This is a genomic window from Microbulbifer epialgicus (assembly GCF_041447265.1).
Taxonomy (GTDB): domain Bacteria; phylum Pseudomonadota; class Gammaproteobacteria; order Pseudomonadales; family Cellvibrionaceae; genus Microbulbifer; species Microbulbifer epialgicus.
Genome location: NZ_JBGMEK010000006.1, coordinates 66,038 through 79,539 on the forward strand (window position 1 = coordinate 66,038; position 13,502 = coordinate 79,539).

The 13,502-nt window shown below is 49.3% G+C and carries 9 protein-coding genes; 5 read left to right on the top strand and 4 right to left on the bottom strand.

What is annotated here, in order from left to right; genetic code table 11:
- The first annotated feature begins 4 nt into the window (after window positions 1-4).
- Window positions 5-691 carry a ChrR family anti-sigma-E factor gene (locus ACCI49_RS04740; RefSeq protein ID WP_371837829.1) on the top strand — a complete coding sequence of 229 codons (687 nt, stop codon included), beginning with the start codon at window positions 5-7 and terminating at the stop codon, window positions 689-691.
- 30 nt (window positions 692-721) lie between these two features.
- Here ACCI49_RS04740 and ACCI49_RS04745 read toward each other — a convergent pair whose 3' ends face one another.
- Window positions 722-4,234, bottom strand: coding sequence for an indolepyruvate ferredoxin oxidoreductase family protein (locus ACCI49_RS04745; RefSeq protein WP_371837830.1), 3,513 nt, complete (start codon window positions 4,232-4,234; stop codon window positions 722-724).
- Window positions 4,235-4,854: 620 nt separating this feature from the next.
- Here ACCI49_RS04745 and ACCI49_RS04750 point away from each other — a divergent pair.
- The 3 genes from ACCI49_RS04750 (at window position 4,855) to ACCI49_RS04760 (ending at window position 6,946) form a co-directional block, all read left to right on the top strand.
- The gene (locus tag ACCI49_RS04750) at window positions 4,855-5,346 is read left to right on the top strand and encodes an Lrp/AsnC family transcriptional regulator (protein WP_020414988.1); all 492 of its coding nucleotides are present in this window, start codon (window positions 4,855-4,857) and stop codon (window positions 5,344-5,346) included.
- A gap of 261 nt (window positions 5,347-5,607) precedes the next feature.
- Window positions 5,608-6,042, top strand: coding sequence for a hypothetical protein (locus tag ACCI49_RS04755; protein ID WP_371837831.1), 435 nt, complete (start codon window positions 5,608-5,610; stop codon window positions 6,040-6,042).
- 55 nt (window positions 6,043-6,097) lie between these two features.
- On the top strand, window positions 6,098-6,946 hold the full coding sequence (locus ACCI49_RS04760) for an alpha/beta fold hydrolase (RefSeq protein WP_371837832.1): 849 nt from the start codon (window positions 6,098-6,100) through the stop codon (window positions 6,944-6,946).
- Between the two features lie 51 nt (window positions 6,947-6,997).
- Here ACCI49_RS04760 and ACCI49_RS04765 read toward each other — a convergent pair whose 3' ends face one another.
- The 3 genes from ACCI49_RS04765 to ACCI49_RS04775 form a co-directional block, all read right to left on the bottom strand.
- Window positions 6,998-8,659: a D-arabinono-1,4-lactone oxidase gene (locus ACCI49_RS04765; RefSeq protein WP_371837833.1), complete on the bottom strand. Its 1,662-nt coding sequence runs from the start codon at window positions 8,657-8,659 to the stop codon at window positions 6,998-7,000.
- A 42-nt stretch (window positions 8,660-8,701) separates the two neighbouring features.
- A complete protein-coding gene (locus ACCI49_RS04770; protein ID WP_371837834.1) occupies window positions 8,702-10,567 on the bottom strand; it encodes a carotenoid oxygenase family protein in 1,866 nt (621 codons plus the stop codon).
- Between the two features lie 620 nt (window positions 10,568-11,187).
- The gene (locus ACCI49_RS04775) at window positions 11,188-11,652 is read right to left on the bottom strand and encodes a GNAT family N-acetyltransferase (protein ID WP_371837835.1); all 465 of its coding nucleotides are present in this window, start codon (window positions 11,650-11,652) and stop codon (window positions 11,188-11,190) included.
- A gap of 476 nt (window positions 11,653-12,128) precedes the next feature.
- Here ACCI49_RS04775 and ACCI49_RS04780 point away from each other — a divergent pair, with 476 nt between their 5' ends.
- Window positions 12,129-13,118 (top strand): alpha/beta hydrolase, encoded by a 990-nt coding sequence (locus tag ACCI49_RS04780; protein WP_371837836.1) that lies wholly within the window; start codon window positions 12,129-12,131, stop codon window positions 13,116-13,118.
- The last annotated feature ends 384 nt before the right edge of the window (window positions 13,119-13,502 follow it).

Below are 13,502 nucleotides of genomic sequence, written 5' to 3' on the forward strand. Positions count from 1 at the left end.
CCATATGATTCGCCATCATCCGGACAAAAACCTGCTTTTGGAATACGCTTCTGGCAGCCTGGCCCGCGGACCCAGCCTGGTCATGGCTGCCCATGTGCAGATGTGCCCAGACTGCCGCTCCCAATATCATACTCTTAATAGCCTGGGGGGCGCATTACTTAGTCAGAGCCCCGCACAACCACTACAGGCAAACGCCTTTGAATGCTTAATGACGCGCATCGACCAAATTCCGGATAAAAATGGAAGACAGGTAAAAAGTGACAGCGATGCATCACAAGCCACCAAAAAAGACCCGGCATTTGATAATTTACCGCGAGTACTATGCAAGTTGCTGGCAAAGAATCCAGCCCACAGCTGGAAAAATGTGAGCCGCGCCCTTCAAGTATGCCGCGTTAGGACTGGCCAAGGTGATTACGAAGTGTCCTTCCATCGCCTGCGTAGCGGTGCCAAATTACCTGAGCACGACCACCGCGGACAGGAATTCGCAGTGGTACTCAACGGCAGTTTTTCTGACCACTATGGTATCTATGGGGCTGGGGATTTCGTTTTTCGCGGGCCGGGCCAGATACACAGACCTATTGCCACACAGGACAAAGACTGCCTGTGCTTTTCTGCAGTGGCCGCCCCGGTGGCCATCACAGGAATCAGCGGCCTGCTACTCAACCCGCTGATTCCCTTCCGCCCCGGCTGAGGCCACAGCCCCAAGCACAAGGTACCACTGCTAAGAAGTAGCGATAGGAATCTGGTCGCTCTCTCCATGTGCAAACTGGTCAGAAAGCGTTTGCCAACGGTCCTTCACTTGGGCAAATTTCTCTGCTCGCACATGACCGTAACCCCGTACCTGCAAGGGAATCTCCAGAAGCTCGCGCGCCCGGACGATATTGTCTGCCTGCAACCGAGAGGCAACCGTCTCCACCGCATGGGCTACTTGCCGGGCCCAGTCGCGCTCAGCACGCCGCTCCTGGGTGTAGCCAAACACATCCATAAAGGTACCACGCAGTACCTTACCCCGCGCCAGCAACGGCATCAGCTTACCCACCCAAGGGCCGAACTGCAGTTTGCGCACTGTACCGCTGGCATTCGGACGCGCCAGCAGCGGTGGCGCCATATGGAATTTAACGGTGTAGTCGCCACTAAAGGTCTCACGCAATTGGCGCTGGAAGTCCTCACCACTATAGAGGCGCGCCACTTCATACTCGTCCTTGTAGGCCATGACTTTGTACAAACTGTTGGCTGCAATACGGGTCAAATCGCCATTAGTACCGGGCAGAGCCTGCTCCGCTCGGTAAAGCTGCTCAATACTGCGGGTGAACTGGTGCGCATAAGCAGCATTCTGATACTCGCCTAATTCTGCAGCCAACCGGGCTATCAATTGCGCTACAGATTCCTGAGGCTCAACCATTTTCACGGGTTGCGCTGGTACCGCCAACTGCTCAATCACAGTCGGGTCAATCGCCAACAAGCGGCCCGCGCGGAATGCACGCAGGTTATTTTCCACCGCGACGCCATTCAATTCGATGGCGCGTTCCAGTGCCGCTTCACCGATCGGAAGTAGCCCTTTTTGGCAGGCAAAGCCCATAATCATCAGGTTACTGGAAACCGTATCGCCGAACAGTGCCTGGGCGTACCTATTCGCATCAAAGGCGAAGTACTCAGCACATAGAGACTCAATACTTTGTTGAGTAGCATCCGCTGGAAAGGCCAGCTCATTATCACGTACAAAGGCCGCTACCGGCACCTCAGCAGTATTTACCAGCGCTCGCATCTTACCAGTGGCAAATTTCGGGCGCTGACCCGCCGCTGTCACCATGTCGCAACCCAGCAGAAGCTCGGCGGCGCCATCGCGAATACGAGCGGTGGTGATTGCTTCCGGGCCGGCACCGACCTTAACGTGGGCAACAACAGCGCCGTTTTTCTGGGAGAGGCCGGTGAAATACAGGGTGGTACTGCCCTTGTCCTCAAGGTGCGCAGCCATTCCCAGCAGCGCCGCCACAGTAAGTACGCCACTGCCTCCAATACCTGCAACCAGGATACTGAGGGGCTGCTCCAGTGCAGCAGTGGGAGCTGCTGGCAACTTGGCGGTAGCAGAATCCAGGGATTCAGCCAGGGACTGCACAGGCGGCTTTTTCAGTTCACCGCCCTCGACAGTCACAAAACTCGGACAGAACCCATCGGCACAGCGCATATCTTTATTACAGCTGGACTGATTTATCTGGCGCTTGCGTCCATATGGGGTTTCCAGTGGTTCCACCGCGATACAGCTGGATTGCACACTGCAATCCCCGCATCCCTCACACACACGCTGGTTGATTAGCAGCCTTTGAGCCGGATCGACCATCTGCTTCTTCTTGCGACGTCGGCGTTTCTCAGCGGCACACACTTGTTCGTAAATAATCGCGGTAACCCCAGGGGTCTCGCGCAAACGGCGCTGTACCGCATCGAGTTCGGAGCGATCCAATACTTCTACCCGCGCCGGCAACTGGCTGCGATGCTGGCGCCAGTGGTCGGGGTTTTCACTGAGCAGGACTACTTCGCCCACCCCTTCAGCCAATAGTTGCGAGGCTAGGCTGGGGGCGTTTACTTCACCGTCGGCGGGCTGTCCGCCGGTCATTGCCACCGCATCGTTGAGCAGAATCTTGTAAGTAATATTCACCTTACTGGCCACAGCCTGACGAATGGCGAGTAGGCCGGAGTGATTGTAGGTACCGTCGCCCATATTCTGGAAAATATGCTCAGCACTGGAAAATCGGTGCAAACCGACCCAATGCGCGCCCTCACCGCCCATATGGGAGTAAGTATCAGTACGCAGACCTTTTCCCAGAGCCATAATGTGGCAACCAATACCCGCACTGCCCAGACTGCCCTCCGGCAACTTCGTGGAGGTATTGTGCGGACAACCAGCACAGAAGATCGGCTCACGTGCAAGCAGGCCGCATGCTTTGCCCGGCACATTTCCTCCCAGCTTCTCAGCCGCTGGAATCAGTTTTACTGCCAGGTCAGTATCCGCGAGCCAACGGGCAATGGCCTTAGCCACCTGATCAGGGCCAAATCCCCATATCGCCGGTAGCAGATCATCGCCATTCAGATCTTTCTTACCCACTACTTTCGGTCGACGCCCATCCTTCCAGCCATAGAGCAGGTTCTTGAGCTGATCTTCCACCAGCGGACGCTTTTCTTCCACGACCAGCAGGCGCTCCATACCATCAGCAAATTCGCTTATGCCATTGGGCTCCAAGGGCCAAGACATGGCCACTTTGTATATAGAAATACCCGCTTCACGCAGGTCGGCTTCGCTCAGATTGAGCAATTGCAGGGCTTCCAACAGATCGCCGTGCGCCTTACCCACCGTCACAATGCCGAAACGTTTGCGCTCAACCTCATGGGTGGTTTTATCCAGGCGATTTGCATAGGCAAAGGCCTGGGCCGCCGGCAAGCGCTCCTCCAACATGCGGCGTTCGTATTCCAAGCGCTCGGCCGGCCAATTCAGATGTGGGTCGTAATTTAAGCCGTGGGCAGGAATAGGGAAATCTGCAGGAATCGTAAACTGCGGTAAGCCCGGTACAACCAGCGAAGCCCCCGCCTCAACGGTTTCCGTAATAGCTTTGAAGCCTACCCACAGTCCGGAGAAGCGCGACAGGGCAATGCCAGCCAGACCGAGGGTCAGGTACTCATCAATTGTCGCCGGGAACAGTAGCGGCATCATCACCGACTCGAAAATTTGATCGGTATTGTGGGAGAACATGGAGGACTCGGCAGTGTGGTCGTCGCCACAAAGGGCCAAAACACCACCGAGCTTGGCGGTACCCTGGATATTCGCCTGGCGAAACACATCCGCAGTGCGGTCTACACCATGGCCCTTGCCATACCAAATAGAGAAGACGCCATCACGAGTAGCCTGTTTGCGATAATGGTCCACCAACTGAGTACCCCAGATGTTGGTAGCTCCTAGGTCTTCGTTGATACCCGGCTCAAAATGGATATCGTGCCCGGCTAACAGCTTCTTGTGGCGCCACAAAGCCTGGTCGTAACCGCCCAGGGGGGACCCGCGATAACCGGAGATAAAGCCAGCGGTATTGAGGCCAGCTAATTCATCCATGCGCTTCTGCATCAGGGGCAGGCGCACCAGTGCGTCAATTCCAGTCAGAAAGACCCGGCCCGACTCACGAGTAAATGCGGCTTTGAGCGAATACTCTGTATCAAAGCCCAACTCCTGATCGCCTTCGACCATTGCCATGGGTACCACCTATTTTCGTTATTGCTTTTCTCGCTACTGGCATGCGATGGGCGCTCAAACCGCCAGAATTATCCTGACGACAGGAGGGCCACCCAAAAGCCTAACCAGAGCTCTCAATTAGCCGCTAAAATTAACACCAGCTGGCAAGGCAGGTCATACCAAAATAATCCCAGCTAGGGCATAATACGGACACAAGTCGCTAAAGATTGCCAACTACTGGCAACAAATCACTCAAAATACTGTATTTTGGGCGATGTATCGAACAGGATGTACCCAGTTGTGGCGCACTACTCGGGTGCTTAGTGGCTTGTTGCCACCCTTACAGAACAGACTGTAATTAAAAGTGTGACGGAAGCGTTGAAGTTGGTCGCTCACAGAAAGGGGGCAAGCGCGGGAAATTAAAATAAAGAAAAGACGGTTTCACAGCAACACTGCGGTACGGGACAAGCCACTCACGGTCGCAAGGCCTGAACCATCCGGTAACGGTTAACAATTGCTCAAAGAGGCAAACTATTTACCGGAGACGAATACAAACCGGGAAGGTTACTTTGATCGCCTGGTTAAGTGAAGCAGCCGGAAATCCCGAAGTACGTTCATAGAGATGAGATACGGAAAAAACCATGGCCTATTTACTGGATGCCATCGATAAAAAGATCCTGGAAATTCTTCAGCAGGACGCCACCATTCCCAATATTGAGTTGGCAGAAAAAGTTTGCCTCTCCCCCTCCCCATGTTCGCGCCGGGTCAAGAACCTGAATGAGCAGGGCTTTATCAAGCGGGCCGTTACCCTATTGGAACCCGAAAAAGTGGGCCTGCCGGTTAGTGTGTTTATTCAAGTAACACTCAATCATCAAGTGAAAAAGGAATTACAAGACTTTGAGTCTGTGATTGGCCAATGGCCAGAGGTGATGGAATGCTACCTGATGACCGGTGACTTTGACTATCTGCTGCGCGTAGTAGTGCCCAACCTGCAGGCCTACCAGGAGTTTCTGGATAAAAAGCTCACTGAGCTACCCGGTATTGATCATATTAAGAGCAGTTTTTCCTTAAAGCAGGTGCGTTATCGCACCGAGCTGCCTCTGGATCAGTTGCTGGAAAAGAAGGGGCAATAACGTAAGCTTTTCTTCTTAGAGACCAAGCCAACTCTTCTTAATAGCGCCTGAGGAAAACTCAGGCGCAGCCTCCAATTATATCTTGATTGGGATTTAACCTCTTAGTCTAGCGTTATTTTGAGGTGTCAAAAGCGCTCCTTTAATAGCAACCATCCGATTAGAGCTAATAAAGTAGATTTGAAAAACAAGAAAATATGCAGCTGTTATACCTACGGCCTTTGATAACCCCGCCTAACTATAAAATTCTACAGGACAAGAAAATTGCAAAATATTATTAGGTTTACATTGTTAACTGCCTCTATCGGAGGAGGCTTTATGGGCAGTGCCATTACCCTGAATTATTTTCTGGATTCAAACAGATTGGCATTAGGGGGAGCTATTGCCAATGGCCTGGCACTTACAGCATTCCTATACACATTATATGCAGGTTTACAGTTTTCAAAATCCGCCGTAAATACCAAGCAGCTTTATCGCGCCTTTTTACTCCAAATTCCATGGTTATCCTCGCCCATTTTAACTTACAAGGTTGGGGCGGGATTTTTCCTTTATTTAATGTATTCCTCACAGGGAAGTAAGTATCTGGTAGGCTTTGGAGCCAATTATTCACTAGCTATTTTTAGCGATAGACCTTGGGGCATCGGGGTCAACTTCGCAGCCATTGGGTTCCTAGCACTGATGAAACTTTACAAAAAGTAAGTCACTTGTGTATAACAATAAGCACTTTAGTTTCCACATGTTCTAGCTATATATCATGACTAACAACTTGAAAACGAGCAATAATACCCAACAAATAAATCACCCACAAAGAAAATCTGGCGAAGCTCTGATTCTCCTTCATGGAGCCCTTGCCGACGAAAGAATGTGGGAGCCACATATAGAAATTCTCACTAAGGATTTCAATACGATATCTATCACTCAGAGGCACTTCGGTACAAGTGGAGAGAGTTCAGCGGAAGGTTTTGGGATTAATACCCATGCTGATGACCTGATTAACTTCCTCACTAAACTAGATTCCGGCCCTACTCATTTAGCTGCCTGGTCTTATGGGGCTGACGTTGCCCTGAATGCTGCAATTAAGTCCCCGGAGTTGATCAAAAGCTTATTCATCTATGAGCCTGGATATCCAGGATGTCTGAATGATCAAGAGATGAATGAATATATGCAGGACGCTGAGGCCATGTTTGGCAAAGTATTCCAGGCAGTTTCTGAGGGTGAACTTAAAGAAGCAGCGGAGTTTCTTATTGACCGGTCAGGTAACGCAGCTGGTTATTTTTCTGCCCAGTCACTAGCCCATCGTACTCAGCAACTGGAAAACGCCCATACCCTTCCCTTACAACTATCACAAACCGAGCAACCTACCCTGGATAAAACCAGCCTTTCCGGAATCCAAGTTCCAACTACTATTGCTTACGGTAGTGATACAAGGTCACTATTTAAAATCGTATCCAGGTCTGTGAGTGCCTATATTCCAAATTCAAACCTGATAGAGATATCTTCAGCAAATCATATGCTGCCGCTGGAAAACCCAGAGCAATTTAGCCATCTTATCAAAGAGCATATTTCTAATTTGGAACATTTATTATCCTGCACGAAAAATTAAAAAGGGGAGTAGCGTCAACCGCTACTCCCCTTTCGAGCAATAAAATGCTAGTTATTCGACTTTACAGATTCGGGCATCGGAATACCAATTTCCCGCTTGGCAGGTTGCTCCCGCCTCGCAGTGCTCATCACTTCTGCAATAGCACTGACCATCCGCATTACATTGCGGGGTCAGGTAATTTTCCAAAGGATCTTGCCCACTTACCCTCTCCCAGAAGGGGTTGGTAAAGACATTATTTGGATCAAGCTCTGCCTTGGCATCCAGGAATTGAGGCCACTTGGGGAAACGCGATGGCATATCTTCGAAGATTGCCACTGAATTTTTACCCCAATGGGGCCTGGCCCCATACTTGCGCAGAGACATCTGCTCAATTTCTAGGTTAACAAAGTAGTTCTTGGGCACCGCTTCGCCGCGCTGACGCAGGGTGTATTCGATTCCCACAAAGGCTGTATCACGTCCTGCACTCATTCCCAGGTAGCTGTCGGAGGCCTTGCCAAAGCGGAAATATATACCATTCAGCGGAAAGCAGGTGCGCTCACTGTTAGCGATAATCTGACGTACATCGGCAATCCAGTTCGGCAGTTCCTCAAATGGAATGGCAACTTCCTGCAAGGCAATTGGCAGGTTGTCCCAAACGCACTTATCGGGCTCTTTACAGACAAAGTGTTGCATCAAGTCTGCATGGCCAGTGGGCTTGATCAGTTTCTTGAAACCACTATCCACATCCCTGAAGTAGGAACCGGAACGGGCTGTATAACGCAGGGAAGCTGCGAAGCACTGCAAGGCAGAGCTATTAGCCTCATGCAAGCTATCGAAGATAAGACCGAATAGGTACTCAGAGAAATCGGAAACATCTGCCTGGGCATTGTAGGCATTGCCTTTAGTGTCCAGGGAAACCTTATTATAGGTGGTTACCGTATAACGACCGAGTCCAGGGAACCAGGCAACATTAGCTGAGTGATTGTCCCGGGCCAAATCCAAAACAAGATTTTCTAAATCCTCATCATCTCGATACCCTTTCACCTTAGCCTGAACCTTATAACCTGGCTCAACCTCAATTGTGGCTTCCACCACCACACCCAACACCCCTAAATTAACTCGAGCAGCATTGAGCATTTCACCCGTCAGCATACGCAGATCACCTTTGCCATCGACAAGCTTGAGCTCGGTGACATAATCGGAAATCATGTTGCTTTTTTGCGTGAATGTGGAACCGTGAGTCCCACTGCCCAGCATGCCGCCAATAGTAAAGATTGCCAATTCAGTGACCATGGGTACGCTTAACTCGTGCTCACGCAGGTAAGCAGTCAGCTCATTAAAGCGCATGCCCGCTTGTACGGTAACCAGCCGATTTTCCTTATCCAGGCTGACCACCTGATCCATATTTTCCAAGGTAATCTGCACCTCACCATTACCGGCACAGGCTGCATCAATCTGGCTGTTAAAGCGACGCGTGCCAGTCATTACCTTTCGGCCCTGTGCCGCAGCATCGCGCACAATTGCCTGAACCTCTGCAATAGAGGAAGGGTCATGGATCACTCCGGGGAAGCACTCCTGGGTGTTTTGATAGTTCTTTAATACTTCAGGAACATCAATTGGTGGAGGCAACTGCTCCGCCGTGACTCCCGCAGCAAAAAACAAACCTGCCGCACAAATAAGTTTGGTAGCCCGGCGCAACAAACGACATCGCCTGAAAAAGAGTTGATGGTACATGCCATTGTTTCCTTTTGATTGCATTACAGTTGGGTCAATGAATTAACCGAAACGGGGCAACAGCTCCCTGTTGATAATGTCCTGCACATTGCTGCTGTGATCTGTCGCCTTACTCCGTAAGAAATCTCCATAGCCCGACCGGTAAGCGGTAGCGGGACGCCGACTAATAGAGGGCACCCACAGAGCGTGATTGGTAGTAGCAAACTCCAGGGAGGTATTGGCGAGTATGCAGATCGGCCCCCGACTCAAAGCGGCAGCATCAAATATCCAGAATTCCTTGCCATTGGATTTCGTATTGGTAGGATTTTTCCTAACAACCGCTGCAATCAAGTAACCGTCGTTTTGTTCACTGGAACCTGGCCTAGCCATAAACTGCGGTGTTCGCATCACGCAGTCATCCGGGAATTGGTAGGCATCAGCGATACGCATCTGGCCACAATCCATATGTATCAATGCAGAAGGTCTACTCTCCTCCGGCATATCCCAGTAACCATAATAACGATCGGGGTAGTTGCGGTAAGCCCAGGACACGCGCATGGAAACCAAGTTTGGCCGGTAACCCACCGCCGCCCAGTATAGGTGTTCAAAGGTTTCAGGGAATTGAAAGTGGCCACGGTAAGCAGGATCATTCATGTCCCAAAGCAAGTTTTCATCGCGGATAACCCGGTAATCCTCCTTAATCTCCCGCGCAGAGTCGGAAGTTACCTGTATCCGGGCCCGGACTAGACCGCCAACATCCACCGGAGCAGCAGGGTAACCTGACAGCCAGGATGGAACCAAGCCACCTTCCTGAAGTATCTCGTAGCGGAACAGTTGCTCCGACTTATCCATGGCCCCCATATACTGGCCATAAAGAGTTATTTCACTTGCACTGTCGTCATAGTTACACACGATATCCGAGGTATCGAAACCCAACTCCAGGTAATCAGCCATAATATCCTCTCGGCCAGGCACCATATCCGCCTTACGTAGCACCCAGCAGCGTGTTTGGTGCTCCTGCGGAAGGACAATACGTGTACCTAGTATCCGGGTAGACTCCACCCTGGCAGCGGTCTCAAAAATGACGACATGGTTACGGGTGACCCCCAAGGAATGAGAACTGGCTGAAATATAGGCATTGTTACCCTGACGATCTCGGATGTTCCAACTTTTGAAGGCTCCTTGCTGGTCCCAGGAAATCAGACGAATAAATCCCGAACGCCCGGAGTCCCCCATATTCCCGCCGTAGTTGATGGTGATACACTCACCGGTTTCCAGATCAAAGAAAGGGTGTCCAGTAGTGCGGATCTGGGGAAATAACCATTTTTTAGGCGTAAAGTTCTCGAGAAGAGGCGGCAGGCTGGACTCCCACTCATCCACCTCGCCAATGGGTGTAATCATCTCCAGAGTAGTTGCATCAAACTCGTAAGGCATTCCCCCTTCATAACTCATTGCAAACCGGTTATCCCCCATATAGTTGGGAGCGGTGTTACAATAATTCATAAATCCCAGGTTAGGGCTGGAGTAAATGGTTCCGCCAAGCAGGTTAAACTTATCGAAACCACTGAGATCCTGCTCTTGCATAATTGCCGAAGCAGTTCTAATCATTTTGCGGGTATAAGCAACATTACTATTACTGCTTCGACCGCTAAAATCCAATCGGGTCAAGGCTCCCTTACCATTTGGAGTAAGGTGATTAGGAGCAATGGGAATTCCTTCGGCCATCAATAAATGGCCCGTGACATCATCCGGCAAATTACCTTGAATAACTGACAACTGCCCGGATGAGTCCTCCAGACTGCCATGCATTATGGATTCCGGAAAATCATCCGTTATCTTACTACGTGCCTGAGCTGACAAAGGAGACATACCTGCAAGTGGTAATGCAGAGAGAGCCCCAGCTGCTTTCAAAAGGTCGCGACGTTTCATTACTTTCCCTGGATAAACGGCCGACTGCGTTACCTGGCCCAGTAGTTATTGGATAAAAATACTTAGTTATAAGTAAAAGGCGAAAACCTCCAAAGGATATTAAATATTTTTTCTAGTTACCTACCTTTAGAAAAGGCCCCATAAAAAGGGATGCGATGCAGTTAAATATATAAAACTTTAAAAATCAAGGCTCGAATTGTGACACAAACTACAAGCGAGAAATTTAAACTTCAATAAAATAAAATCAAGCAGTCACATAGGCAATTACTGAAAATAACTTCAATAAAAAAATCTTCAATAGGGGTCCAGGAGAACTTTTACCAGCCAGCTGCAGGCAAACTCGCAAAATCAAAGAAAAGAGGTGACCGCAGCTGTAATCTAGAATTTCTTACTATTTTAAGTTCTATATTTTAAAAAAATTGAATTGCCTTCCGTGGAAAATACGATACTGTCCTGCCCCTGAAAATCCGGCCTGTGGTAGCGAAGCGCCCCACGCAACAAATAATCGCTTGCGTTCTAAGGCGGCAGAGATATTACGGAATTACTCTGAGACCCCTTAATTACTAAATAGCTAGTATATATAAATAGCCAGCTTTTTAGCTATCCAGTCTTCTTATACTTCACAACTCTAACTTAAGCCTCTCACCAATCGAGTTATCCGAAAAGCCCTCCCTCCGGTAAAAGTCTATTGTTCCTTGCCAATTCTCTCTTTCAGGCGTACTCACCTCAAGGCGCGGCCAGCCTTGCCCTCTGGCGAAAGTGATCGCCCTATCCAACAAGGCCTTACCGATAAACTTTGAGCGAAATTCCGGCTTAACGTAAAATTCTTCAATCACTCCATAATAGCCACCAGCATAAATGGCTGCGGACTTGGATAAAGTGACAACCCCAACAAAAGTGCCCTCAGCCTGATACAGGAACGCATGAAAACCACTATCCTCGGATAAAAGTTTTCTTGTGGTAATCCCTATTTTCTCAGAGTCTATTATCCGTTTATGTCCAACGAGCGCTTGAAGCAATTTCGTCACCAGACGAGAAACTTCATCACTATGCTCCAACGTTGCCTTCTTAATCTCATTTAGCATTAGCTCTGCCCCCTACTTTATTACCAATTAGCAAGCACACCAAAACGTGACACACATCACATTAAGGTCAGCGCCCCGAAAATGTGATCACATTTTCAATCTATCAGTAGCCCAGTTATCTGGCAAGACTAAAGAGAGCGCCCTCTCAAAAGACAGGAGAAATATCATTTTCTGTAGTCACCCTGAAAGGGCTTCCATCTAAGACATATATATCGAGTGGACAAGGCAGAATTGAAGGAAGCCTGTAAGCATCAAAGGCAAGAAATATTGTCTACGATGCACTTGATGATCATTTCAAGGACACCTCCGAAAATTGCGCTTTCCTCAATTTTCCCACCTTAAAATCTGAAAAATCAGTGCTCGCGGAAAACCAAAAAGTCATTTTTGGAGGCGCCTCCATTAACATATCAAACACCCATCCATTTTAGAAAATTGAATTTTCTATAATTCAACAAGTATAAAAGTGGATAAAAACTATGACATTCACGGTTGACCCAGAATTCACCCAAGCGATGGAAAAATTCAGCGACTTATTCAGCGAAATAGATCCCATTCCTCCTGGGGATGTCTATACCCGGCGCGAAACTGGTGAAAGTATTCTGAAAGCGGTCCACGGCTCCCACCCAATGCCCCACGATGTCACATGGGATGACTTTCTAGTTAAAGGACCCAATAAATCAAGCCTACTACTTCGCTGGTACCAAAAGGCTAATAGTACTCCTGGCCCCGCGGTACTCTATATGCACGGCGGCGGTCTGATCTACAACAATGTAGGGATTTATGATTGGCTAGTTGCCAGATATGTTTCCGATAGCGGGGTACCATTTCTCTCCGTCGATTACCGAAAAGCACCAGAACACCCCTATCCCGCACCAATTGAGGATTGCTATTCAGCGCTCGACTGGTTAGTAGAACACGCCAAATCTTTAGGCGTAGATCCCACAAAAATTGCGGTTATGGGAGATAGCGCAGGCGGCGGACTTGCGGCGGCGCTAGCCATCATGAGTCGGGACCGCTGCGGCCCAGCGCTGGCCAAGCAAGTCCTTATTTACCCTATGCTGGATAATCGAACCACCAACACTGATCCCAACCTCGCGCCTTTTACACTCTGGACTTATGAGGACAACCTGACAGCTTGGGAGGCCTACCTTGGCAATTCCATCAGCTCAGACAATATCAGCCCCTGTGCAGCGCCTGCCCACCTTGCTGATGCAAGATGCCTCCCTCCCGCTTATATCGAAGTTGGCGAACTGGATATATTTCGCCATGAGGATATCCAGTATGCACAACTGCTTGCCGATGCCGGTGTTAGCGTCGAACTACATGTCCGCCCCGGTGTTATTCATTCATGGGACTCTTTTGCACCCAATATCGCCGTATCACTACGATCACATCAAGATAGAATAAGGGTTATAAAATCGATTGGGGAATCCACTAAACATCCTAATCAAAGTGCGAAAGCTTAATCACAGCAGAACTTGTTTATCGTTTTAATCCACCCTCCTTTTGATTTTACTCAAGACACAGTTCAGAGGGTTAGCCGTACTCGACACCAAATTTCTCACAAATCAGGACTGACACGTCCACAATCCGAAGTCAAAACTATATTGCTATGGATCACCAATAATAATCTAACCTTCGGCTTACTGATCCTCGATAGACGACAACTTTCTACTCTGTCCAAATCAAACTTTAGATCCATAGCATCGCTGCCTTTTCCCGTACAATTTCCAACCACGGAGAAATGCTTCTACTTCTCAACTCCTAACTACCGGTGGCATCTGTTTCTGTCACCGATCACCCTTTCACTGAACGGCTATTTTTCGTATGAGGCGCGGCTCTTCTGTGCC

What these genes read in the sequence shown, in the direction of transcription:
- ACCI49_RS04740 (WP_371837829.1), top strand. Translation starts at nt 5, where the DNA reads ATGATTCGCCATCATCCGGACAAAAACCTGCTTTTGGAATACGCTTCT.
- ACCI49_RS04745 (WP_371837830.1), bottom strand. Translation starts at nt 4,234, where the DNA reads ATGGCAATGGTCGAAGGCGATCAGGAGTTGGGCTTTGATACAGAGTAT.
- ACCI49_RS04750 (WP_020414988.1), top strand. Translation starts at nt 4,855, where the DNA reads ATGGCCTATTTACTGGATGCCATCGATAAAAAGATCCTGGAAATTCTT.
- ACCI49_RS04760 (WP_371837832.1), top strand. Translation starts at nt 6,098, where the DNA reads ATGACTAACAACTTGAAAACGAGCAATAATACCCAACAAATAAATCAC.
- ACCI49_RS04765 (WP_371837833.1), bottom strand. Translation starts at nt 8,659, where the DNA reads ATGTACCATCAACTCTTTTTCAGGCGATGTCGTTTGTTGCGCCGGGCT.
- ACCI49_RS04770 (WP_371837834.1), bottom strand. Translation starts at nt 10,567, where the DNA reads ATGAAACGTCGCGACCTTTTGAAAGCAGCTGGGGCTCTCTCTGCATTA.
- ACCI49_RS04775 (WP_371837835.1), bottom strand. Translation starts at nt 11,652, where the DNA reads ATGCTAAATGAGATTAAGAAGGCAACGTTGGAGCATAGTGATGAAGTT.
- ACCI49_RS04780 (WP_371837836.1), top strand. Translation starts at nt 12,129, where the DNA reads ATGACATTCACGGTTGACCCAGAATTCACCCAAGCGATGGAAAAATTC.